The sequence below is a fragment of the Pseudomonas caricapapayae genome (assembly GCF_001400735.1).
Classification (GTDB): Bacteria; Pseudomonadota; Gammaproteobacteria; order Pseudomonadales; family Pseudomonadaceae; genus Aquipseudomonas; species Aquipseudomonas caricapapayae.
The window spans coordinates 14,802-39,164 of record NZ_LJPW01000181.1 but is presented as its reverse complement, the minus strand read 5'-3'; the positions used below and the strand labels follow the sequence as shown (position 1 = coordinate 39,164).

The following is a 24,363-nucleotide window of genomic DNA, read 5'->3' as shown; positions in this document are numbered from 1 at the left end:
AGTCACTCACAATTTCGACATTTTATTGGCGTTAGAAAATTGTGGATTTGGCACGTATTGGCTGGCAAACGGCTTTGAATCGAGGGTTTCACGCACCTGAAGCCATGCATTCATTTTGAATGTATAGCTTCAGGGAGAGGGTCAGATTGAATCAGTGGCTGGCTGGCGCAGGTGCCGCATCGACTGTCTGAGGCAACGCCATACCCTTGGGCCATAGCAACCAGATGTTACCTTTCTGCTTCATGTCGCCGGCCAACCTGCCCGCTTCATCGCCCGTGCCCCAGAACAAATCGGCACGGACTTCACCGGCAATCGCACCGCCTGTGTCCTGCGCCGCAACCGGGCGCACCACGCTGCTGCCATCCGGTCGAGTGGTGGACAGCCAGAGCAGACTGCCCAGCGGAATCACCTTGCGGTCGATGGCCACGCTGTAACCCGGCGTCAGCGGCACGTTGAGCGAACCGCGCGGGCCTTCGTTGCTGTCGGGGTTACGAGCGAAAAACACGTAACTGGGGTTGCTGGCCAGCAACTCGCTGACCCGCTCCGGGTGCGCCTTGGCCCAGGCCGCGATGCTGCCCATGGTCACGTCTTCCTTCTTCAACTGGCCCTGCTCTACCAGCCAGCGACCAATTGCGCGATACGGTCGGCCGTTCTGATCGGCGTAGCCCAGACGCAACTGCGAGCCATCCTCCAGACTCACTCGCCCGGAGCCCTGAATCTGCAGGAACTGCAGATCCATCGGATCGGTCAGCCAGGCAATCACCGGCGCGTTCAACCCTTGCGCGTTGATCGTCGCGGCATCGTCGTAAGGTTTGAGCACCCTCCCCTCAAGCCGGCCACGCAAGCGCTTGCCCTTGAGTTCGGGATAAATGCTGTCCAGATTGACCACGATCAGATCGTCCGGGATGCCATACACCGGCACATTGGCAGCCGCAGTCTGGGTCAGGCTTCCCGGATAAACAGGCTCGTAATAGCCGGTGATCAAACCATCGGCACTGCCCCCGTCGGCGCGCAGGCTGTAGACCTGCAATTGCTCCTGCAAAAAGGTCCGGATCTGCGCAGCCTCCGGCGCAGCAGCAAGACTCGCAGCCGCCGCACACGTCGGCCCCCATACCGCATCGGCTTTCAAACGAACACACGCGCTGCGCCACGAGGCAAAACCGGCCTGCAAGTCAGCGTCCGACACTGCGGGCAGCGCGTCCCAACCAGCCTGAGTGTACGTGGTGTGCGGCGGTGCAGGCGGCGTCACCGGCTTATCGGACTTGTCACACGCGGTCAGCAGGGCAGCCAGTGGCAAAACCAGCGCCAGGCCCCGCAACCATGGCTTTAAAGAGAGCATCATCGGCAGCACCAATCCTTTTACAGCCCGCAGCAGGCTGGTGGGTAAAAAGGCGTCATTGTGGCTGATGCAAGCAGAGGGGCCTAGGGGGTCGGGGCGGATTGCACGACGAGCCTCTCGAACAACGCCCTCAAGGCTGGCCCGGATGCGGCTCCGGGTAATCGCGATCGATATCGATGACCTTGGCATACGGCCCATCCCAAAGCTGCTCGTGCAGTTGGCCGATGCGTTTGGCCATTGCGCCGTCGTGCATCACCACTTCCAGATTGCGCGAATTGTCGAGGTAGCCGCCGAGCCAGTTACTGGTGCCGACCCATGCGACCTGGTCATCGATGTCTATGGTCTTGCTGTGGATCACGCGTGCATACGGGATGAATCCATCGGCGGCTATGGGCAGCGTGACGATGCGCACCTGCACGTTGGGCACCAGGGCCAGACTCTTCAAATAGGCTACTTCGGGCATGCCTGTGTTCCAGTCCGACACCATGAGCTTGATCGACACGCCACGGGCGGCGGCGCTGCGGATGGCGTTATCGATGACCGCATAGTAAGGCCGGGTTTTGTCAGGTCCGTAGGACAAGGGTGCATAATCCAGCAACTGGACGCGAACCTCGCGTCTGGCTTGCGCCAGCAAACGCGGCAGCTCGGTCTGGGAGTCGAGTACGCCGGGCGGGTTATAGTGCTGCGGACTGGCGACCAGATAATTGCCAGCGGGCAAAGCGTTCTTGTTCGAGTGTGGCACCGGAATCGGTTTGCCTTCAGCGATGGCGGCCTGGGCAAGCCAGTCCTGATCGAACACGGCCTGCGTCTGGCGCACGACATTCGGCTCGTCGATGCGCAGGCCGGTTTCATGGATGTGCTCCAGAGAGCGCCAATCGAAATTCTGACTGCCTATGAACGCCTGTCGGCCATCCACGACAATGAATTTGGCGTGAATGATGCCGCTGCCCGTGAGCTTCGCGTAGGGCAGTACGCGCAAGGTGAGGTTGGGTATCGCCCGCAACCGTTCAAGGGTCTGCGGATCGGACATTTTCAGGCCTTTTTCTTCCAGCAGAAAACGGATTTTCACCCCGCGCTGCCCCGCTGCTGTCAGGTTTTCAAGCACCTTATCCATCACCGAACCGGCATGGTCTGCGACATAGAACTGCTCGATATCGATACCCTTGCGGGCCCCATCGAACAGCTCGCGCCAGACCTCGCCGGGCGCTCGCAGGTCAGGCGTTTGCAGGTCGGTTCCGACCGGAACGGTGTGTACCAGCTCGAAACCAGGAATAGCGAAGTCGGCCTGCGCAAACGAACTCGTCAGCAGTAACGCTACGATCACGGCACGGGAGCGCGCCAGTACCCAACGACCTGGAAGATTAAAGAACATGCGGGCCTCATCGCCGGACACAGGCAGGATGGCGCATGCCAGGGGCACACGCCGGCAGGTTGATCAGGCAGTGCGGTATTTCGGTTGGGCCGGGGCAGCCGAATGCTCGGTTTCATCCTGCACCCGTGCGCCGCTGGAAGCGCGGATCAACAGGATCTTGAGTTGATCGTTGATGCGTTCCAGGCTGTCCTGAAAGTAGTTGTGAAAGACCACGCAGAACAAGGCGATGGCGATGCCCAGCCCGGTCGCAAACAGTGCCGTGCCGATACCGGCGGAAATCTGCCCGGGATCGGACACCCCGGCACTGGCCAACGCCTTGAACGTGTCGATGATGCCCAGAATGGTGCCCAGCAAACCCAACAGGGGTGCAGCGGTAGTGATCGTCTCGATCAGCCAGAGGCTACGGGCCAGTGGCGCGCGAGTGCTCAGGTACTGGGTTTCGATGACATCATCCAGATCCCTGCGCGAGCCCTGAGCATTTTTTTGCGCAAGCACCGGCAAGACCATTTCCAGCGGCAGGCTGCTCCGGCGCGTCACCGTCTCCGGCAGGTCCTTTTCACTGTGCACCGAAGCGCCGAGTGCCGCTTGCAGCGCCCGCGACTGGCGACGCACGTAAGCAAAGTAGATGCCTCGTTCGATCGCGACAAAGATCGCTATCGCGATGGCGGCGTACATCACATAGAAGGTGATGTCGTGAAGCTGATTCATGTCCATGACACGGACCTCTGGTCAATGAAGATTAGAAGTTGGCTTCAAGAGAAACGGTAACGGTACGCTCGACCCCGACGATGTAGGCAGGGTCGCCATCGCGAAAACCGCTGTACGTGGCCGCGTTGGTTTTGGTGGTGTACACGCCGTCCAGGTATTCCTTGTCGAACAGGTTGTCGACGTTCAGACGCAGGGTGGCGTCCTTGACGATTTTCTTGTCCACCGGGAGGTAGATCCCCGCGCCCAGATTGAAGATGGTGCGCCCCGGAATGCTTTCGTCGTTGGTCAGGTCGCCATAAAGCTTGCTGGTGAGCTTGGCGCCAAAGGTCCCGTAATAACTGCCGTCGTCGTAGCCGATGTTTGCGGCCAGCATGTTCTTCGGCACGTTGGCAAACTGCTTGCCGCTGGTAGGCAGCTCGATGGCGGCACCGTTATTGAAAACGGTCAGGTCATCCTTCTGTTTGGCGCGGGTGTAGGTGTACGAGGTGTAGTAATTGAAATGGTGCGGCAACAGACCGCTCCACTCCAGTTCCAGCCCGCTGTTATCGACTGCACCGGCATTGATGTCGGCAAAGTCACCATTGATGTCTCTTGATGACACCTGACGGTCCTTGAACTGCATGTAGAACAGGGTGGCGGCCAGCGTCATGTCCTGTTCGGTAAAGCGCCAGCCCAGTTCATGGTTCCAGCTGGTCTCCGGCTTACTGTTGATGGAACCGGTGCCCGGGTCATACAGTACGTAGTTCTGCGGTATGCGCATGTTGCGCGACAGGCTGTAGAACAACTGGTCACGCTCATCCAGCTGATACTTGAGGCCTACGTTCGGCAGCAGCTTGTTGTAGGTCTGGTCACGTTTTTCCGGCCGCTCGGTAAGGCTGCCGTGGTTATTGCCTTCACGCTCGACATTCATGTAGGCCAGGCCGCCGATCAGCGTCCAGTCCGGGGCGAAATACCAGGTGTCCTGAGCCCATACTTTTTGTGCAGGCGTTACGGTATAGCGATCACGGCCCTGGATCTCATTGCCGTTGGCATCGACCATGTAATCCGAGTCTGGCCAGATACTCTCTGGCTTGCCGTTGCTCTTCAGGCGAATGAAAGGCTGAGTCTGCAACTGACGCGCGCGCTCATACCAGTAGCCGACTTGCACGCTGTGCTCGTCGTTGACATCCCAGTTCAACTTGGTGGTGATCCCCGGACGCCAGGTCTGGGTGCGCGAAGGTCGGTAATACACGCCAGTGGTCGATGAGCCGTCGGCGTTATAGGCGGCTGCCGTCGGCAAGTTGCTCAGGTCAAACACACCGTTCTGATTCGAGCCGCGGTTGAGCGCATAGGAGGAACTGTTTACACCGCTGCCGTTGCCCCAGAAATAATAGGGGACGACTGAAAGTGCCAGATTGTCGGCCAGTTTGAATTGGGTGTTAAGCACGGCGGTGAAGGTCTGGAACGGGTTTTGCGCCAGCTCGTAATAACTGGACAACTTGCCGTTGCTGCCCCGCGCGGGCGTCGAAGGATAAGGGTCAAACTTGCGCCCGTTCTGCTGGAACTGGCTCTTGGTGAGCTGGCTGTAGCTGTTGTTGTCCTGCTCATGATATTTGAGGATCAGGTTGGCCGTATTGCCCGAGCCCATGTCGAAGAAGCTGTTCCATTCCACCTTGTCGGCACGCACTGCACCATCGCCGCGCCATTTCTGACCTTCGGTGTGAGACATCGACAGCCAGTTGCTCAGCCCGTTGATTTCTCCGGTGTTGAGTCGCGCGAAGGTCTTGTAAGTGCCATTGCTGCCCGCCACCTGCTTGACGAATGCACCGGTGTCCTTGGTAGGCCGGATGGTGACGATACCGATGTTGCCGCCGCTGGAACCGATGTGCGGGCCATCACTTTCGGCAGAGCCTTGAGTCACGAAAATCTGATCGATGTTTTCCGGGTCACCCAACAGGTTGGAATACAACGCGTAGTTACCGGAGTCGTTGATCGGCATGCCGTCTACCGACATGCCGACCTGGTCGGAGTTGAGGCCACGCATGGTGAACTTGAAGCCAGAAAGACCCGTGGCGTCCTCACTGGAGATATTCAGGCCCGGTGTGTACTTGAGTTTATCGATCGCATTACCTGTTGCGGTCTGCTTGTCGAGCGCCTCCTTTGTCACCGTGGAGCGCGCCTTGATGCTCTCCTCCTGCACCATGTAACCGCCCCCAACCGTCGCCTTGCCTTGCACACCGATGGTGCCGACGTCACTGGCACTCGAGTCGGCCATAACCATGCCGTGACTCATGCCCGCGGCGACCAACGCAAGGTGAATTCTGGAAAACTTCATCACTCTGTTCCTTGTCAGTGCTATTGCACGCTGTAGTTGAAGGTGGCGGTGAAACGCTGTTCGCTGCGTCCACCAAAGGCTTGCTCGGGAAACGGCTTGACCTGCTTGATGCGTCGCAGACTGTTGGCGGCCGCGCGGTTGAGCAGCATGCTGGACGCCTGGGTCTGAATGCCGGAGTCCAGCACTCGCCCCTGGCGATCGACCAGCAACCACACCACCACCTCGCCGCTCGGGCGTTCCAGCGAGGCCTGTCGTCCGGTCGGGTACTGTTTGTAGCCGTCCAGATCGTTACGCAGCCCTTTGAGGTAGCCGCCTTCCATAGCCTGAGTGTCGACTTTCGGCGGCGCGGGTGGCGCAGGCGGTGCCGGCGGCGCAACCGGGGCGCTGGCTATCGGCTTGCCGGGGGCCTGAACCGGCTCGACGGGTTTTGCCACTGCCGGCCTGGGCAAGGGTTTAGGCCGCGGTTCTGGCTTGATCTCCGGCTTGGGTTTTGGTTTGGGAACGGGCTTGGGCGGCGGTGGTGCCGGTTCGGCCTCTTCGCTTTCCACGACAGGAGGCGGTGGCGGCTCTTCGGGCTGAGCCACAGGCAGTTCAGGCGGCTCAGGCTGAGCAACGGGCTCGGGTGCAAGCGGCTCGGGCTCGACAAGCGCCAGCTCGACGGCAGATTCGTCGTAGACCGGTTCCATTTTCAGAGGACGGGTCTGCACACCGATCACGATTGCGATGAGCGCCACCAGCGCAGGCAGGCCGCCGAGCCACTGACGTACACGAAACAGGAAATACATGGTCAGGATTTGCGCGTGGCGATGGAGACTGACGTGAAACCACCCAGACGCAGGGTGTCCATGATCTCGACCAGACGTGCGACTTCCACGCCCTTGTCACTGTTAACGATGATCGTGGTTTTAGTGTCGGGCTTTTCCAGCGCCTTCAAGGCAGGCACCAGGGCGTCGACCGTGGTCGCCTTGCCGTCGAGCTGTAATTCGCCGTTGAGCCCCAGAGTGAGGATCGATTTATTCTGCGGCTTCAGTTGCTGCGAACTGCTGGCGCTCGGCAACTGGGTTTTCATCCCCAGCGCCGGAATCACGTTCAGGCTTACCAATACGAAAAAGACCAGCAGGAACATCATCACGTCGATCATGGGGATCAGTTCGATGTGCGCCTTGCGCTTTTTAGGTTCGTCCCACGTTCTCATGCCTGCCTCTCGCTTTCTTCTTGGAGGCCGAGAATCTAGCAACCGAACATGACCGATCGGTTGGTTTTACGAGACCGATACGTGACTGTTACATGGCTGTTACCTGTACATCTCATGGCACTTAAATGATTCTTGAGGCTGTCACGGAAATGCCATAACAACGCGGCAGCATTTGAGCATTCAACCCGATGGAAAATACGGATGAGTCACCCGTTGCCCACTATCAGAACCTCGCGCTTACTGCTCGCCGCGTTGCAGCCTGAACAGGCACTCACCTCGTCACGCCTGGCCGACGAGCCGACGATTGCCGCCATGACCTCTGCGCTGCCCAGCCCCTACACCCTTGAGCATGCGCGGGCATTCATCGCCCAGACCCACGACCAATACGCCGCCCGTCAGACGTTGAGCCTCGGGGTTCACCTCCAGGAAACCAGCACGTTGACCGGGATCGTCTCGCTGCGCCTTTCGATGGCGCATCGCAGTGGCTATCTGGGTTACTGGACAGGAACGCAGTACCAAAATCAGGGTTACGCCTGCGAAGCGACTCAAGGCTTGCTGAAGCATGGCTTCACTGACATGAACCTCAATCGCATCGCCGGCCAGTGCTTCAGCGACAACCCGGCCAGCGCCAGGGTTCTGGAGAAATGCGGGTTATCGTATGAGGGCTGTACGAGAGAGGCGTTTCTGAAAAACGGTGTGTTCAAGAACATGTTGCTGTTCGGACTGTTGCGCTCGGAATACGAATCGTCGGAGGCCGCGTCATGACCGATTTCAACCCGGAGCGTCGACGCATCATTACCGGAGTCGCCGGTGCCACGCTGCTGTCGATCCTCAGCCCGTTCGCGCGAAGCGCGGGTGTCGATTATCCATTCACGCTGGGCGTGGCGTCTGGCGATCCGATGCCGGACGGCTTCGTGATATGGACACGCCTGGCGCCCAAGGTGATGACGCCCTCGGGTGATGGTGGCCTGAATAAACCTGTCGAGGTGCGCTGGAAGATCGCAAGCGATGCGGCCATGGCTCACGTGGTCCGCACAGGACAGGCCACTGCCCACCCTCGCCTTGCCCATTCGGTCCATATAGAGGTGAGCGGCTTGCAGCCAGGACGTCCTTACTGGTATCAGTTCGAGAGCCTGGGTGCACAAAGCCCTGTCGGTCAGGCCTGCACTGCACCGCTGGCAAGCGCAATGGTCTCGGCACGCTTCGGCTTTGTGTCGTGTTCGCACTGGGAAGCCGGGTATTTCAGTGCCTATCGCCACCTGGCGGCAGAGCGCCCGGACCTGGTGTTCTTTCTCGGTGATTACATCTACGAGTCGAACGCGTCTAAAAAAAGCCCGGCTGCGCGCAGCCATGCCACGTCCGAGCCAATGGACCTGGCGGGCTATCGCAACCGATACGCGCAGTACAAGACCGACCCCGATCTGCAAGCACTGCATGCCTGTGCGCCGAGCGTCGCCACCTGGGACGACCACGAAGTACAGAATGACTACGCCGCACAATGGTCACAGGATCCAGGCGTTCCCGTGGACAGCTTTTTGCGCCGCAGAGCCGCCGCCTATCAGGCGTTTTACGAGCACATGCCCTTGCGCGCCAGCAGCCTGCCCAAAGGGCCGGACATGCGTATTTACCGGAACCTGGATTATGGCCGGCTGGCACGCTTCCATGTACTCGACGGTCGACAATACCGTTCCGAACAGCCGTGCATCCAGGCCAATGGCAGCCGTCAAGGCCACGTCGCGCCCAGCAAATGCACGGATCCGCGCGATCCGAAACGCACCATGCTTGGTTGGCAGCAGGAAGCCTGGCTGGATCGCAGCTTCGCCCGGTCACCGGGGCAGTGGAATGTCATTGCGCAGGATTTGCTGGTCGCACCGCTGAAGCAGCGCGACCCGAACACTCAGGAGCTGGGCCACTGGACCGACGGTTGGGATGGCTACATGACGACCCGCGAGCGCATGCTGGCCTCCCTGCAACGCCACCGGACCCGCAACCCGGTGTTCTGGGGTGGCGATATCCATTCGTTCTGGACCACCGACCTGCACGCCGATGCGGACAATCCGGATTCAGCCGTCGTCGCCACTGAGTTCGTCGGCACTTCGGTGACCTCCAGCGGACCGTCGTTCGATGCTTTCAACAGCATTCTCGGGCTCAACCCCCATGTGAAGTTCTTCGACAGCCGCCAGCGCGGTTACGTCGCGGTGGATCTGAGCGAACAGCGGATGCTGACGCGCTTTCAGGTGGTGTCGGATGTACTCGACCCCGCCGCCAGCGTATCGACGCTCAAACGCTTCACGGTAGAAGCTGGCAAGGCAGGAGCTGTTCCTGGGTAGGCAAGTCTTTGGACAAGTCGGACCTGGACAATATTGTCCACTGTGAAGAGACAGTAAAACCCGCTTCAGGCGCTTTTTCCCTTTCCGGTGAGCCACTACTCTGAGCCCATGTTGAACGCCAGACCTCACCTACCCAAACGAAAGGACTTGACCATGAAAAACGCCCCATACAACCGCCTGAACAAAGATGACGCCATCGTACTGCTGATCGACCACCAGACAGGACTGATCTCGCTGGTACAGGACTTCTCGCCGAACGAGTTCAAGAACAACGTCCTGGCCCTGGCTGATCTGGCCCGGTTCTTCGAGCTGCCGACCATCCTCACCACCAGCTTTGAACAAGGTCCCAACGGCCCGTTGGTTCCGGAGCTCAAGGCCATGTTCCCTGACGCGCCGTACATTGCCCGTCCGGGTCAGATCAACGCCTGGGACAACGAAGACTTTGTAAAGGCGATCAAGGCGACCGGCCGCAAGCAATTGATCATTGCCGGGGTAGTGACCGATGTCTGCGTGACCTTCCCGACCCTGTCGGCACTGGCCGAAGGCTTTGAAGTGTTCGTGGTCACCGATGCGTCCGGCACCTTCAACACCACCGTCCAGCAAGCCGCCTGGTCCCGTATGACCCAGGCAGGCGCGCAATTGATGAACTGGTTCTCGGTGGCCTGTGAGCTGCAGGGTGACTGGCGCAACGATATCGAAGGGCTGGGCAACCTGCTTTCCGAGCGGATCCCGAACTACCGCAACCTGATGAACAGTTATTCGGCACTGACGGCTCGGTAGAGGCCTGCGTCAAATCAACTCCCACGTATCGTTGGCCTGCCTGCAGAATGTGTTTTCCTGCTTTTCAGTGGTGCTACCGCTGGCTTCCAGGCTCACAGTAAGCGGTCGACAGGTGGTCTCGACGGCCGTTTTGCCGGAGGGCAGTGAAGAGATAGAGCCCAGATCGAATGCCTCAGTCTCTTTGCTGCCCGTTACGTTCATATCATCGAGCCTGGCTGCGGCAAGCCTCTTACTGGCGTCGGCATCAGACAGCGTCATAACGTAGTCCCTGTGCACGTAGCCCACGGTCACGCCTTTGCGTCCGACCAGAATCCAGTCGCCGGTAGAACCCACGGCAGTAAATTGTGTATTGCCCGGCAGGCTGCCCACCTTGTCGGCATACATGTTAGGTGCCGAGCGGACGTTGAGGGTGGATCGGGTGACATAGGGCTTATTGATCAGCTTCATCGACGGTACGCCCTGAATGCTGGAGGTACGCTTGACTTCGATGGTCCGGACCGCCTTGTATTCCGGCCCCGGCGTAATCCTGGCGCTTGCATTGGAATGATCGGAACGCCAGATGGCAGTGGACTGCGCCACAGGGGTCGCAGCCTGATTCAGAACTTCCTGAGTGCGCAGCGCCAGCGCTTGCTTGTCTCTGTCGTCGAGCAACTGACCGATACGGTTACCGATGTAGCCACCGATACCTGCAACGATCAGCGCGGCGGCGATCTGGCCTTTGCCCTTGCCCATCGTTGCGCCCACCGCCAGACCGGCGATGCCGCCGATCACAGTACCCGCCTGTTCCTTGCTGATGCCCATCTGCGCGCATCCGGTGACTGAGGTGGCGACCGTTATCGCCAGAACTGATGCAACGAACTTCCTGCGCACTGGACCTGCTCCTTTTTAAAAACGCCTCACTCCGCGTCGAGCAGAGGTCTGGTCAAGTTGTACAACATGGCTTCTGCAGACATCGCCCAATGAAAGACACCGGCCATGAGGGTAGGGCCGGCCTCGATACTCTTGAACGCGGTGCGATAGCCTGGCGATTGAATGATTGCGTTGCCGGCAAGCAGTGGAACCACCACGATCAGGATGACTGCTGCCGCCCTGAGGGCGACACGCCTCTTATGTATGAACGCACGCTGCTCGATGGTCGACAGCAGCAGACCGGCGATATTGAGGGCTCCCATGAAAAGACCGCTCAGCAATGACCAAGGTACGAACCACATGTTTTTGAGGACGCTCAGACTCTGCGCGCCATGTACATCAGTGCTCGCAACGTCGCTGGCCATGTTGAAGGCAATGCCATTGAGATAGGTGTTGAACTGAGTGCGTGTGGCAAGCAGGTCCATACCCTCTACATATAACGGGCCCAGGGCTCGACGTGCCATGCCGCGAACCTCTGCGGTATTGGCCATCGCTTGACGGGTACGCAGGCCTGAAGGCATCGCCAACGCGTAGTCTTCAGCACTCGGCAAGGCCTGTTGTTGAGTAGCGGCCGACGGCGGGGCAAGCGCTTTTCGTTTATTGCCCGTTGCGCCAGCGCGCCGCAATGCCTCTATCCTCACGTATTCACGGGCGATATCGTCAAACACCGGGATGACTTCGGTCTGTAAACGCACATAGAGCTTATCGGCATTGCGCCGGGCATATCCCCTGAAGACGGTTTGAGCAAAGCCCTGAAAGTTGTGGCCGATCTGCTCGACGTACGAGCCCTGCACACTCATGAGTACGCCAAGGTTGGCGATGAAGGCTTTGCCCTCGCCCTTGTCCCGATACTCCTGATAGGGAATGCCGGGTATCTGCACCGAATCGTAGAGCAGACCTTTCTTGGTCACGTAGGCGTAAAGGCTGTAAACCTGAAGTTCGGCCGGAAACTCTTCAGCAATTGCGTCCGGGACCACCCCCTGAACCCACCAGGTCAGCGGGGCCAGTATCGCAGTGCTGAGCAGGATGGAACGCACCAGATACTGCTGATGCCCCCATTTTCCATGGGCCCAGATACACAGGCGCCACGCCGCCAGGCATACGCTCACGGCTGCAAGAGTCTGCCCGTATATTTCCAGGGCCTGCAGGTTTTTAAGGGGAATATCGGCACCTGCCTTGTTCAGCAACTCTGCGTTGAACAGCAAGCCACCTATAAGGCAAAAGGCATTGAGAGCAGTAAGTGCAACAAGCAGCATCCAACCAATCCTTGTCAGAGCGGGACCAGCGAGTCACAACACATGAGTGCGAATGTGCCCACTGACCAACTGCCGGGCATTCTGCCTGCCGTCCAAAAATGATGCCAGAGCTATCAGGTGTTGCCGGTCATCCGTGACACGCAACACCCGAAATACAGTCACTTCAACTGATTGGCAAACCGCCCCACCGCACCCACCACCTGTTTGGCCCCCTCCTGAATCTCGACGATCACCGCGCCTGCCTCGTTGGCCAGTGCCAGTCCCTGTTCCGCCTGGGTGCGGCTGTTGGCCATGCCGCGCACTGCCTCGTCGGCCAGCGCCTGGTTCTGCTGCACGACGCTGACGATTTCTTCGGTTGCGGCGCTGGTGCGGCCAGCCAGCTGACGGACTTCATCCGCCACCACCGCAAAGCCCCTGCCCTGCTCACCGGCACGGGCAGCCTCGATGGCGGCGTTGAGTGCCAGCAGGTTGGTCTGCTGGGCAATACCACCGATGGTCTGCACGATGGAGCTGATCAACAATGACTGCTTGCCCAGGGCTTCGATGCCCGAGGAGGCGGACTGCATCTCTTCGGAAATCTTGCGCATGGTCTGCACGGTGTTCTGCACCACGTCCGCCCCACGCTGGGCACTGACGTCGGTCTGCTGGGAGATTTCGAAAGCCACGCTTGCCGCCTGGCTCACTTCGTCTTCGCGGGCCACCTGATCGGTCACCAGCGTGGCGAACTTGACGACCTTGTAGAGTTTGCCCTGAGCATCATGAACCGGGTTGTAGGTAGCCTCCAGCCAGACCTCACGCCCGCTGCTGTCGATACGTTTGAAGCGCCCTGCGACGAACTCGCCACGGTTGAGCATCGACCAGAATTCCCGGTATGGCGCCTGCGAGGTTTCCTGCGGATCGCAGAACAGGCTATGGTGCTTGCCCTTGATCTGCGCCAGGTTGTAACCCATGCCCCGCAGAAACTGATCATTGGCCGTGAGCACATGGCCGCCGAGATCGAACTCGATCACAGCGGTTGAGCGCAGCAATGCCTGAATGAACGCAGAGTTCTCGGCGGCGGTCTCGACAGTCTGGGTGATGTCCGATCCGTAGCATTGCAACGTCATCAGCTTGCCCTGGTCATCCAGAACCGGCTGCCACATGGCCCGAATCCACACCAGGCTGCCGTCGGCATGCAGAAAACGGTAGTTGTCGATCACCGACTCGCCCTTTTGCACCGCAAGCTTGAGGTTGCGGTAGCAATCGAGCTGTTTGACGTAGGTCGGCACCATCTGGTCAAGGTCCTTGCCCAGCAACTGTTCGGCGGAATAACCAAGCGCCCTGAGGAAGTTGTCATTGGCATGAACGATGTGATTGCTGGCGTCCAGGCTCAACGACACCATGCGCGCATCCATTCCTTTCTGCATTTGCCGATACATGGATAACTCGGCGTGCTGTGCCTGTAATTCCCTTTTCAAGCGAGTGTTGAACATGATGGCACCAGTAGTGGGTTGTACGTATGTATCGGCGTAAGCGTAGACGGGATTAAGGCGTTTCGTCTGATGATGGCAGATTGAACTGATGTGGGTTGCCCGCACGACCGGAACCTGCAAATGCAGAACCTTGAATGGGCAGGCTGATGACGAATGTGCAAGACGAAACAAAATGCAGGTGCCATAGGTCACAACGGATTGACCAGCTATTGCCTGCTAGACTCACTTGCTTGCGGCAATGCCATTAAGGACCCTCAATGATGCGACGCATCCTGATCACCGGTGCAAACGGTTTCGTCGGGCAGATGCTGTGCCGTACGCTGCAGCACGCCGGGCACCATGTTATTGCATTGGTGAGCCCTGACTCTCCCCGCTCCGCTTATGCGGCTGAATCGCTGCATTGTGACATTCGCGATGCCGCTGGCCTTGAGCAAGTGGTGTCTCAGGCAAATCCCACTCACGTTGTGCATTTGGCGGCTATTACGCATGTGCCTACCAGTTTCCAGGACCCTCTGGCCACCTGGCAAACCAACGTCATGGGCAGCGTGAACCTTCTACAGACACTGCAACGCAAGGCCCCTCAGGCATTTGTGTTGTTTGTCAGCTCATCGGAAGTCTACGGCGAGGCATTCAAGCAGGGTATTGCGCTCGACGAAAACAGTGCCTGCAAACCCATGAACCCCTATGCCGCCAGCAAACTTGCTGCCGAAGCGGCCTTTCATGAATACTTTCGTCGTGGCCAGAACGGCATTGTCGTACGTCCGTTCAATCACATTGGCGCCAAGCAATCGGCTGACTTCGCGACCGCGTCATTTGCTCGTCAGATCGCCTTGATTGAAGCAGGCAAGCAAGCACCACAGTTGAAAGTCGGCAACTTGCAAGCGGCGCGAGACTTTCTCGATGTGCGTGATGTGTGCAATGCCTACGTCGCCTTGCTGGACATGGCCACCAGGCAGGAAGCCTATCCTCAATGCCTGAACATCTGCAGCGGCGAGCCCGTCCGTATCGAGGCAATACTGAGTCAGCTCATGGCACTGAGCTCAGAGAGGATCGATGTGATAAACGATCCCGAACGAATGCGCTTATCTGACATCCCCTGCGCGTTCGGTGATAACTCCGCTATCCAGAAAGTCACTGGCTGGACGCCCACCACAACGCTGCAGTCTACACTCACAACACTGCTGGATTACTGGCGCGATGAGGTAGCTGCAATGGCTTGAGCTACCGGTTTTTATACGTGAGGGGCGTTGCGATCAACAACGCCTGAAACACCCACCCTACACCTGCTAGAGTATGAACGAGGGACGCTTAAAACGATGTTCCCTGCTGGTTACGCTTCAGATCGGCATCCACCATCAACCGGCATAGCTGCTCGAGACTAGTGTTCGCTTCCCACCCAAGCACCTTCCTGGCTTTTTCAGGGTTGCCGATAAGCAGCTCCACTTCAGAGGGGCGATAGAATCTTGGGTTGACTTGAACAAGGGCTGTGCCCGTGGCCGCATCAATACCCTGTTCGTTTTCTGCGCTACCTTTCCACTCTAAGTCAATATCGACAGCCTTGAAGGCCATTGCCACAAAGTCTCGAACGGTTTCGGATCGATGGGTCGCCAGTACGAATGAGTCGGGCTCATCAGCTTGCAGCATGCGCCACATGCCTTCGACATACTCCTTCGCAAAACCCCAGTCACGTCTGGCATCCAGATTTCCTAACTCCAGAAGTTGTGACATACCCAGTGAAATACGTGCGGCAGAATCGGTAATTTTGCGGGTGACAAACTCTTTTCCCCGCAGAGGGGACTCGTGATTGAACAGGATGCCGCTGGCACCGAAGATCCCATACGACTCCCGATAGTTGATCGTCATCCAGTGCGCGTAAAGCTTGGCCACACCATAAGGACTGCGAGGATAGAACGAGGTGCTTTCGACCTGTGGGACTTCTTGCACCTTGCCGAACATTTCAGATGTGGACGCCTGATAAAAGCGTATTTTCGGGTTCACTATGCGTATCGCTTCAAGCAGGTTGACTGCGCCCAGGCCGGTAATTTCAGCAGTCGTTATCGGCTGGTCGAAGGAAACACCAACAAAGCTCTGCGCCGCCAGATTGTAAATCTGGGTAGGCTCGGCTTTTTGCAGCAAGCGAATGCTGGCACTCAAGTCAGTCAGGTCATGCTCAACCAGATGCAAATTCGGATGGCTAGCCACGTCAAGTTCTTCAAGACGCCAGAAGTTGACCGAGCTGGTGCGGCGGTAGGTGCCGTAAACCGTATAACCTTTTTCCAGCAGCAACTGAGTCAGGTAAGCGCCATCCTGGCCAGTGATACCCGTGATAATTACAGATTCTCTAGGTGCATTCATAAATAGGGGATTCCGGTCCGGGCTGACGCGACTTCATTCATTATGCCGAGGTACATTCGGGACGCTCGGCACGCTCGCTTCGAAGGCAACCCACAGCGTTTGAGTCGAAGCATATGATCACTATAGATGCGGAATCTGATGTGCAAGCAGTCATTTCAAGAGTCTCTGTTTGCGAGCTGCTCCGAACAAATATCAGAACAGAATAAGTAAGCCGTGCGGTTTACCACTCTCACCGTGCGATTACCCTAGCGCAGATGACCAAAAGGAGAACAGCAGTCGTCCTGACGCCTTGCCGGAAAGTCGACAGGAACCGCCGGTCGACTTCAGGACCCACACACCACACACTAATAGCACTAAGACATCATTCGTGATGTCCTAAGTCTCTCGATGTTAATGTACCGGTGTCACATGCTCGTTTCTGCGCTTGACCGTCCTACCCCTGAAGATGCGCAACTCCTTGCAGAGGTAGAGCAGACGATTATTTCGGGCGTGGGTGCGTTGCGCTTCAGCCGTATGCTTGAGCGGCGCTACCAGACTGAAACCCGGCCACAGCGGCGCGAGTTCCTTACGGCGGTCGGGATTGGGGGCAGCCTGATCTACAACCTGTTTCTGATCAGTGACTGGTTGATTCTGCGCGATGTGTTTGTTTACGTGGCGCTCGGGCGTCTACTCCTGATCACGCCGATGTTCGTTGTGCTGTTAGTGCTGGCGCGGCGCTTTTCTTCTCGCTGGGCAATGGAAACCACTGCGGCAGTCGCGACGGTGCTGTGCTCGCTCATGCCCATGCTGGTGATGATCCACAGCGAGAGTCCGTATCAAATCTTTTATCAACTGGGAATGCTGTTGATCATGGTCTATTGCACCATGATTCAACAATTGCCCCTGCGCCATGCAGCGGTCGCACTGTCATGCATGCTGATCATCCAGCTGGTGACCACCTACATTGCCAATTTCGCAGATTTCGTGATCTGGCAGGCCAATGCCGTGTTGTTCGTCTCCACGGTCATGCTGCTACTGATGGCCTCCTACTTCCTGGAACGCGGCAGCCGCATGAGCTACCTGTTTGCGCTTCGCGGCCGCCTGCTTCAGGTGCAACTGATGGAATTTGCGCGTACCGACGGGTTGACCCGCCTTTTCAACCGGCGCTATCAGGACGAAGTGATGAACTCAGTCTGGGAGCGCGCGCGCAAAACACCGGCGAATGTGGCCATCATCCTGCTGGACATTGATCACTTCAAATCCTACAACGACAGTTACGGCCATCCACAAGGCGACACCTGCCTCAAGTTGCTCTGTCAGAAAATCCAGCAAAGTGCACATGAAAACGGCGCTGTGGCGTTTCGGTTTGGTGGCGAAGAGGTTCTGGTCCTGATGAATGGCGATGCCGGACAGGCCAGAGACATGGCCGACGCCTTGCAGAGCGCTGTAGCCGCGCTCAAGTTGCCGCACCCGGTGCTGGGCGAAAGCGCCTTCGTCACCGTCAGCCTCGGGGTCGCGTGTGCAGTGGCTCCGCAAATCACGTCCGACAAACTGATCAGCGCTGCCGACAATGCACTCTACGCCGCCAAGCGCGCCGGACGTAACTGCGTGTGTTTTGCGTGAAATGACACGTTGCGGGGCCTGCCTTTACCAAACGTCTCTGCCACTCTAAGCTCGTCGCGCACACTACGGCTGGGAGCCATCGCATGAGCGTTCATATTGACGTCGACAGCAACCCTACGGAAGAAGATCGCCTGGCGATTCTGGAGCCACTGCGGCGCTTCAACGCCGAGCAGGCGGGTGACGGCAAGTCCGAGAAGGTGGCAATGTTCATTCGCGATGATCAGACCCGGGAAATTCTCGGTGGCCTGCACGCACGTATTTTTTATCAATGGTTGTTCATCGAGCTGCTGGTAGTGCCGGAGCAAACCCGTGGGCAGGGAATGGGCTCGCGTTTGATGCAGATGGCCGAGGATCTGGCGATCGAGAAGGGCTGCGCAGGGATCTGGCTGGACACTTTCGACTTCCAGGCGCCCGAGTTCTATCGTCGCCACGGTTACACCGAGTTCGGCCAGATCGACGATTATCCGCCCGGCAACAAGCGCTTCTTTTTCCAGAAGCGCCTGCCGTCTACAACGTCCTGACGCCTGCGTCAGACTTTGAACCTGCCTACCAGGTTGTTGAAGGAAATCGCCAGACGAGACAGCTCCTGACTGGAAGCGCTGGTCTGGTGAGCGCCGGCAGCGGTCTGGGTGGAAAGGTCCTGAATATTGACCAGGTTGCGATCCACCTCGCGCGCAACGTGAGACTGCTCTTCGGACGCCGTCGCAATCAGCATGTTGCGATCATTGATCTCGGCAATGCTCTGCGCAATGCGCTCCAGCGACTGGCCAGTGGCCTGAGCCAGGGATTGAGTATTGCTGGCAAGGGTGCGGCTGTTGCCCATGGCTCGCACAGCCTGATCGGCACTGGCCTGAACGCTGCCGATCATGGTTTCGATTTCACCGGTGGACGCCTGGGTACGAGCGGCCAGGGCACGCACTTCATCGGCCACCACGGCAAAGCCGCGGCCTTGCTCGCCTGCACGCGCTGCCTCGATAGCGGCGTTGAGGGCCAGCAGGTTGGTCTGTTCGGCAATACCACGGATCACGTCCAGAACCTGACCAATCTCGCGAACACGCCCGGCAAGCTCTTCGACCATCGAAGTAGAACTGCTGATCTCGGCGCTGACGTTGTTGATCGCACTGACCGCCTCACGAGCCTGATCACGTCCGGTAGCCGCTTCGGTACTGGTTCGCTTTGAAGCATCAGAGGTAGACATCGCGTTACGCGCCACTTCCTCGACGGCAGCCGTCATCTCGGTAACGGCCGTGGCAGCCAACTGGATTTCGTCGTTCTGCCGCGTCAGGCCACGGCTACCCTCTTCGGTAACGGCATTAAGCTCTTCAGCAGCTGAAGCAAGCTGGTCAGCGGCGCTGGAAATCTGCCCGATGGTGCTTTTCAGGCTGTTCTGCATGTCACTCAGCGCGGCGAGCATAAGGCCAGCTTCGTCACGACGGGTGCTGACAATCGGCTGGGTCAGATCCCCCCCCGCGATGCGCTGTGCACTGGCAAGCGCAGAGGAAATGGGTGAGCTGATGACACGACTGATAAACAGTGCCAAAACAAACGCAGCGACGAAGGCAATGCCGATACCCAGGTACAGATTGAGGTTGGCTGAGGACTCGGTCTTCTCAGCCGCGGCGGCACCTTCGCCTATCTGACGGTTGTTGGAGCCGACCATGATGTTCAGTTCGTCCATCACCGTCAGGTAGGCTTTGCGAACGTCACCCTCGACCAGCGCCCTGGCCGCTGCAACGTCTCCGGAAAAAGCCACGGTCACAGCACGATCGACCAGTGCCTGATAGACGGGCCAGTCCTTGTCCATCTGATCGCCCGCGGCGCGCTCGTCATCTTCAAGCGGCGTTGCGCGATAGGTGGCATAGGCCTTTTCTGCTTCCGCCCGATTGTTTTTAAGGCTGGCGAGAATTTCATCCTTGGCGCTTTGCGGTGCATTGGCAGCGGCCACCGAAAGCAGACGATACACATCACGGTTCTGCTCGATCACATTGGCAGTCGCCTCGTTGGTTTTCGACACCGATACCAGGTTGTTGGAGAACGCAAGTTTCAGGTTAGTGGCGAGTTCACCAATCCCCCGGCTCGCAACCATGCCCACCGCGAGGGTAATGACCGCGCAGAGTGCGAATGAAATAAACAGTTTGGTGGACAGCTTGGCGTTATAGAACCAGTTCATGGAAAGATCTCTAGTTTGAACAGCTGGCTGAGGCTGAGCAGCGATGCACGGGAACCGGCAATTTCAGGCTCTGTATGAAAGTGACTATCGGCAACATTGCATACCACTGAAGGGGCATTCATCCGATTTGGCGCTCGATGCTCCAACTCTCTGGTGCAATGCTTTGAAACAGGCTGGGGACCACGGTGCATCTGTGTAACAAGAACTTTCCACACTGACTGCGTTAGTATTTCCCGCCCACGATCAGCCAGAGTCTTGAATCAGGATGCCGTCTTCGCCCGCCGAACAACCTGCTCCGTTACCGTCCATCCTCGCCGGCCCGCTGTTACGCCGTCAGGAAGCCGGCCGCCTGGTGTTATGGCTGGTGGGCTCGCGCCCGCTCGACCTCACGTTGCGTCTGCGCCTTGACGCCGATGATGCCGCGCGCGGCTTTACCGATCATTCACTGACTGGCCAGCGATGTCAGGTCATCGCGGTGGGTCGCCACGCATTCATTCATCTGATCGACCTGCAACTGGAGGCCGAACTGCCTCGGGACGCCTGGATCGATTACGACCTGGTGGTGGATGGCGAACCGGGCGGCATTGCCGAGTGGGCACCTCACTTACTGTACGACGGTGCCCGCTATCCGAACTTCGTGGTGCGCAGCAGCATCGATCATCTGCTGCATGGCTCGTGCCGCAAGCCACACCACAGCGCAGCAGAAGGTCTGCTCTGTGTGGACCGTCTGTTGGCCGACAGCAAGGCACCGCAGCAGCGCCCTGCCCTGTTGATGATGAGCGGCGATCAGATTTACGCCGACGACGTGGCCGGGCCGATGCTGCGTGCCATCCATGTGCTGATCGAACGGCTGGGGTTGTTCGATGAGCAACTTGACGGTGCGGTGGTCGATGACAGCAGCAGCCTGTATACGCATCCGGCCAGCTATTACCAGCGCGCCGATCTGCTGCCCGCCCTGAAAAGCAACGACACGCTGCGCGAGCGATTCTTTGGCGGCACCAGCAAGCCGGTATTTACCAGCAGCACTGCGGATAACCATCTGGTTACGCTGGCGGAAGTCATCGCGATGTACCTGCTGGTCTGGTCACCTACACCCTGGACCCTGATCGAGCCCGGCAGGCCGCATCTGGAAGCCGACGAAGTCGAGCGTTATGCCAGAGAGCAGCACGTGATCGAGGATTTCACCGCCGGGCTGAACGGCGTAGCGCGTGCGATGGCTCACCTGCCGTGCATGATGATTTTTGACGACCATGACATCACCGATGACTGGAACCTGTCGGCAAACTGGGAAGAGACCGCTTACGGCCATCCCTTCTCGAAACGCATCATCGGTAACGCGCTGCTGGCTTATCTGCTCTGTCAGGGCTGGGGCAACAACCCCGACGCACTCAACGACCTGGTCCGGCAGGCACATGAACTGAGCACAGAGGCAATGCGCCAGAATAACTGGCTGGAGAGCACGGCTCAGGACGCACTGATCGACCGATTGCTGAAGTTTCAACAATGGCATTACGTGCTGCCGACCAGCCCCGCGCTGGTGGTTCTGGATACTCGCACGCGGCGCTGGCGCAGCGAGTCGAATTTCAATCACCCGTCCGGCCTGCTGGACTGGGAAGCACTCAGTGAGTTGCAACAGGAACTGCTTGACCACAAATCGGCGATTATCGTGTCACCTGCCCCCGTGTTCGGCGTCAAGTTGATCGAGGCGATACAGCGGATCTTCAGCTGGTGCGGCTATCCGTTGCTGGTCGATGCGGAAAACTGGATGGCGCATCGTGGCGCTGCCAACGTTATTCTGAACATCTTTCGCCACTCCAGAACCCCGGGCAACTACGTGATTCTGTCGGGCGACGTACATTACTCGTTCGTCTACGAAATCCTGATTCGCCATCGCAGTGGCGGGCCTCGCATCTGGCAAATCACCAGCAGTGGCATCAAGAATGAATTCCCCCGTCGTCTGCTGGACACTTTTGATCGCTTGAATCGCTGGTTATACTCTCCCCGCTCACCTCTTAACTGGTTCACCAAGCGCCGCCTGATGAAGGTTGTTCCGCGCACGCCCGAGCACAGCAAGGCCGGTGAACGCTTATGGAACTCGGCAGGTGTCGGTCAGGTAGTGTTCAATGAACAAGGCCAGCCGACCCTGATCAACCAACTCAATGCCAACGGTGACGAGCCTACCTGTTTCGTCGAACCGGAAGACTACAGAGACGAGCGGTCTGACACAGATCGCGGTTTTCTGGAAAACAACCGGGAAACAAGGGATAGTCACCGCTAAACTTATCGGCAATTGCCGGGTCGATAGTTGCTACCGGTCAGGTTTGCGGCACACCCTGGCAAGCATTATTTCCTGGAGAGCGCCCCCGTGATAACCAATCAACGCATAGCCAGACTCAACGCATGGGGCGCGCATGGCTTCACCGCCACCGGCGTAGTCCTTGCGTTCCTGGCCACCATCGCCCTGTTCAACAATGAACCCAAGGCCTGCCTGCTGTGGCTGGGCGCGGCCCTGATCGTGGATGGATTAGACGGCTCGCTGGCCCGCAAGGTCAATACAACGTCTGTTCTGCCGCACTTCGATGGTTCGGTGCTGGACCTGGTCATCGACTACCTGACCTACGTGTTCATTCCGGCATTGTTCATCTACCGCTACATTCCGGTGCCCGATTACACGCTGCTGCTCAGCGTATCGGTAATTCTTGTGTCGTCGCTGTTCTGCTTCTGCAACGTCGACATGAAAAGCAAGGACAACTATTTTCAGGGCTTTCCTGCAGCATGGAACGTAGTTGCCCTTTGCCTCTACATTCTGTCGCCCGCGCCGTGGCTGACCTTCATCACCATTATTGCTCTGGCACTGCTGACCCTGACCCGCATGAAGTTTCTGCACCCGTTCCGGGTGCGTCGCTTTATGCCGATCAACATCGCCGTCACCACCGTATGGCTGCTGTCCAGCGCCCTGCTGATCATCAACCATCCGCACAATGGCCCTGTAGTAATGGGACTGTGGCTGGCGATGTCGGCGTACTTTCTGGGGATTTGTATCTGGAGAACGTCGCTGGAATGGCTGGGTCGGCTTAAAGCCTGATCTTCATGTCAGAACAAACAGCTCGCTGATCGCCTTGCGCGGTCGGCGAGCTTTTTTATGTGCGTCCTATTTGCTCTCGGCGTGCATCTCGGCAGAGGGCCGGACCTTGCCGAAGTAATGCGTGGTAAAGCAGCACAACCCCAAACCGCCCAGGGCCAGAAGGCCGCCGACGATACCGACGTTGGCAACCCCGAGATGGCTGCTGACCACGCTGCCGAGCAGCGCGCCGCCACCAATACCGATATTGAAAATGCCTGAGAACAGCGCCATTGCCACGTCGGTCGCATCGGGTGCCAGCGACAGGACGCGCGCCTGCAATGTCAGGCCGAAGCACATGATCGCCATGCCCCAGATAATGGTCAGCGTGCCGAGCGTTGCGGCATCACCGGAGAGGGGCAGCAGCATCAGCAGGCACACGGTCAGTGTGCCAATGGCGGTGATCAGTAGCCCGTTCGGGAAACGGTCGCTGAACAGGCTGAAGATGATCGAGCCCATGATTCCGGCACCGCCGAAGACCAGCAGCAGGATCGTGGTCATTTCGCCGCTGAGCCGGGACACGGTCTGAGTGAACGGTTCGATATAGCTGTAGGCGGTGAAATGAGCGGTTACCACAATCGCAGTCAGCAGGTAGATCGCCATCAGCCGTGGGCGCTTGAACAGGATCGGCAGGCTGCGCAAGGATCCGGAGTTCTGACTGGGCAACAACGGCAGCGCGCGAGCCAGCAGGAAGACTACCAGCGCGGCAACGCCGGCGATGCCCATGAAGGTGGTCCGCCAGCCCAGCGCTTCGCCCAGCACGCGGCCCAGCGGAATACCCAGCACCATTGCCAGCGAAGTACCGGTCGCCAGCAGGCCAAGCGCCTGAACCTGCTTGCCGGGCGGTGCGATGCGCACGGCCAGCGACGCCGTGACCGACCAGAACACCGCATGTGCAAACGCGATACCGACCCGGCTCACCAGCAGGATCGCAAAGCTGGGGGCGATCGCGGAGAGGACGTGGCTGACCACAAACAGGCCGAACACGAACATCAGCAACTTGCGGCGCTCGATGTTGCGCGTCGCCAGCATCATCGGCAACGACATCAGCGACACGACCCAGGCATAGATCGTGAGCATCAACCCGACCTGCGCCGGGGTCATCTCGAAGCTCTGGCCGATGTTGCTCAGCAGACCAATCGGCACGAACTCGGTGGTATTGAAAATGAAGGCCGCCAGCGCCAGCGCGAATACGCCAAGCCAGCTACCTGCCTGCTCGTTTGGAGGTGAAGTTATCAAGAATCACAACGCCCTGAAAATGTTCCGACCCGAAGGCCGACCGCCACGCGTGAACACGCACGCCTGACACCTGTATGGAAAACCGCGGCTCGCCCCACTGAAAAACCAACGCAAAAACGCTCCGCTCGACCTTCGGGATCGGGCGCAGTGTGCAAAGTGGATTATTGTGGGTAGTGGGAGTGAAGCCAGATGAAGCGAATT

19 protein-coding genes and 3 pseudogenes are annotated in these 24,363 nt (G+C 58.4%); 8 read left to right on the top strand and 14 right to left on the bottom strand.

The window, feature by feature from the left end:
• Window positions 1–151: 151 nt before the first annotated feature.
• From mltA to ALO80_RS27480, 6 genes are all read right to left on the bottom strand, one after another.
• Complete coding sequence (gene mltA, locus ALO80_RS27505; protein ID WP_055011245.1) at window positions 152–1,342, bottom strand: murein transglycosylase A; 1,191 nt, start codon at window positions 1,340–1,342, stop codon at window positions 152–154.
• Window positions 1,343–1,469: 127 nt separating this feature from the next.
• On the bottom strand, window positions 1,470–2,711 hold the full coding sequence (locus ALO80_RS27500; protein ID WP_055011244.1) for a phospholipase D-like domain-containing protein: 1,242 nt from the start codon (window positions 2,709–2,711) through the stop codon (window positions 1,470–1,472).
• A gap of 63 nt (window positions 2,712–2,774) precedes the next feature.
• Window positions 2,775–3,425 carry a MotA/TolQ/ExbB proton channel family protein gene (locus ALO80_RS27495; protein ID WP_055011243.1) on the bottom strand — a complete coding sequence of 217 codons (651 nt, stop codon included), beginning with the start codon at window positions 3,423–3,425 and terminating at the stop codon, window positions 2,775–2,777.
• Between the two features lie 25 nt (window positions 3,426–3,450).
• Complete coding sequence (locus ALO80_RS27490) at window positions 3,451–5,733, bottom strand: TonB-dependent receptor (protein ID WP_055011242.1); 2,283 nt, start codon at window positions 5,731–5,733, stop codon at window positions 3,451–3,453.
• 20 nt (window positions 5,734–5,753) lie between these two features.
• The gene (locus ALO80_RS27485) at window positions 5,754–6,518 is read right to left on the bottom strand and encodes an energy transducer TonB family protein (RefSeq protein WP_055011241.1); all 765 of its coding nucleotides are present in this window, start codon (window positions 6,516–6,518) and stop codon (window positions 5,754–5,756) included.
• A 2-nt stretch (window positions 6,519–6,520) separates the two neighbouring features.
• Window positions 6,521–6,928 (bottom strand): ExbD/TolR family protein, encoded by a 408-nt coding sequence (locus tag ALO80_RS27480; RefSeq protein ID WP_003380333.1) that lies wholly within the window; start codon window positions 6,926–6,928, stop codon window positions 6,521–6,523.
• Window positions 6,929–7,129: 201 nt separating this feature from the next.
• Between ALO80_RS27480 and ALO80_RS27475 the strand changes: the two genes are divergently transcribed.
• From ALO80_RS27475 to ycaC, 3 genes are all read left to right on the top strand, one after another.
• Window positions 7,130–7,693: a GNAT family N-acetyltransferase gene (locus tag ALO80_RS27475; protein ID WP_055011240.1), complete on the top strand. Its 564-nt coding sequence runs from the start codon at window positions 7,130–7,132 to the stop codon at window positions 7,691–7,693.
• Window positions 7,690–9,258: an alkaline phosphatase D family protein gene (locus tag ALO80_RS27470; RefSeq protein ID WP_055011239.1), complete on the top strand. Its 1,569-nt coding sequence runs from the start codon at window positions 7,690–7,692 to the stop codon at window positions 9,256–9,258. The genes ALO80_RS27475 and ALO80_RS27470 overlap by 4 nt, the downstream gene beginning before the upstream one ends.
• Window positions 9,259–9,411: 153 nt before the next feature.
• The gene (gene ycaC / locus ALO80_RS27465) at window positions 9,412–10,038 is read left to right on the top strand and encodes an isochorismate family cysteine hydrolase YcaC (protein WP_055011238.1); all 627 of its coding nucleotides are present in this window, start codon (window positions 9,412–9,414) and stop codon (window positions 10,036–10,038) included.
• A gap of 9 nt (window positions 10,039–10,047) precedes the next feature.
• Here ycaC and ALO80_RS27460 read toward each other — a convergent pair whose 3' ends face one another.
• The 4 genes and pseudogenes from ALO80_RS27460 to ALO80_RS32710 form a co-directional block, all read right to left on the bottom strand.
• Window positions 10,048–10,908 carry an SH3 domain-containing protein gene (locus ALO80_RS27460; RefSeq protein ID WP_055011237.1) on the bottom strand — a complete coding sequence of 287 codons (861 nt, stop codon included), beginning with the start codon at window positions 10,906–10,908 and terminating at the stop codon, window positions 10,048–10,050.
• Window positions 10,909–10,934: 26 nt separating this feature from the next.
• Complete coding sequence (locus tag ALO80_RS27455) at window positions 10,935–12,203, bottom strand: hypothetical protein (RefSeq protein ID WP_055011236.1); 1,269 nt, start codon at window positions 12,201–12,203, stop codon at window positions 10,935–10,937.
• Between the two features lie 158 nt (window positions 12,204–12,361).
• Window positions 12,362–12,796: pseudogene (locus ALO80_RS32715) on the bottom strand (methyl-accepting chemotaxis protein); the annotation flags it as partial.
• A 162-nt stretch (window positions 12,797–12,958) separates the two neighbouring features.
• A pseudogene (locus ALO80_RS32710) lies at window positions 12,959–13,585 on the bottom strand (PAS domain-containing protein); the annotation flags it as partial.
• A gap of 350 nt (window positions 13,586–13,935) precedes the next feature.
• Between ALO80_RS32710 and ALO80_RS27445 the strand changes: the two are divergent.
• A complete protein-coding gene (locus ALO80_RS27445) occupies window positions 13,936–14,895 on the top strand; it encodes a GDP-mannose 4,6-dehydratase (protein ID WP_055011258.1) in 960 nt (319 codons plus the stop codon).
• 88 nt (window positions 14,896–14,983) lie between these two features.
• Here the strand turns inward: ALO80_RS27445 and gmd are convergent, their stop codons facing one another.
• Entirely contained in the window at window positions 14,984–16,030 is a 1,047-nt protein-coding gene (gene gmd, locus ALO80_RS27440) for a GDP-mannose 4,6-dehydratase (RefSeq protein ID WP_055011234.1), read from the bottom strand.
• Window positions 16,031–16,438: 408 nt separating this feature from the next.
• Here gmd and ALO80_RS27435 point away from each other — a divergent pair, with 408 nt between their 5' ends.
• Both ALO80_RS27435 and ALO80_RS27430 read left to right on the top strand, forming a co-directional pair.
• A complete protein-coding gene (locus tag ALO80_RS27435) occupies window positions 16,439–17,632 on the top strand; it encodes a GGDEF domain-containing protein (RefSeq protein WP_055011233.1) in 1,194 nt (397 codons plus the stop codon).
• Window positions 17,633–17,715: 83 nt separating this feature from the next.
• Window positions 17,716–18,153, top strand: coding sequence for a GNAT family N-acetyltransferase (locus ALO80_RS27430; protein ID WP_055011232.1), 438 nt, complete (start codon window positions 17,716–17,718; stop codon window positions 18,151–18,153).
• An 8-nt stretch (window positions 18,154–18,161) separates the two neighbouring features.
• Here ALO80_RS27430 and ALO80_RS32705 read toward each other — a convergent pair whose 3' ends face one another.
• Both ALO80_RS32705 and ALO80_RS32700 read right to left on the bottom strand, forming a co-directional pair.
• A complete protein-coding gene (locus ALO80_RS32705) occupies window positions 18,162–19,025 on the bottom strand; it encodes a methyl-accepting chemotaxis protein (protein WP_408003293.1) in 864 nt (287 codons plus the stop codon).
• Window positions 19,020–19,802: pseudogene (locus ALO80_RS32700) on the bottom strand (MCP four helix bundle domain-containing protein); the annotation flags it as partial. The gene ALO80_RS32705 and the pseudogene ALO80_RS32700, both read right to left, overlap by 6 nt.
• A gap of 265 nt (window positions 19,803–20,067) precedes the next feature.
• Between ALO80_RS32700 and ALO80_RS27420 the strand changes: the two are divergent.
• Complete coding sequence (locus ALO80_RS27420) at window positions 20,068–22,080, top strand: alkaline phosphatase D family protein (RefSeq protein ID WP_055011230.1); 2,013 nt, start codon at window positions 20,068–20,070, stop codon at window positions 22,078–22,080.
• 87 nt (window positions 22,081–22,167) lie between these two features.
• Window positions 22,168–22,887 (top strand): phosphatidylcholine synthase, encoded by a 720-nt coding sequence (gene pcsA, locus ALO80_RS27415; RefSeq protein WP_055011229.1) that lies wholly within the window; start codon window positions 22,168–22,170, stop codon window positions 22,885–22,887.
• 66 nt (window positions 22,888–22,953) lie between these two features.
• Here the strand turns inward: pcsA and ALO80_RS27410 are convergent, their stop codons facing one another.
• Window positions 22,954–24,162: a sugar transporter gene (locus tag ALO80_RS27410; RefSeq protein WP_055011228.1), complete on the bottom strand. Its 1,209-nt coding sequence runs from the start codon at window positions 24,160–24,162 to the stop codon at window positions 22,954–22,956.
• Window positions 24,163–24,363: the final 201 nt, after the last annotated feature.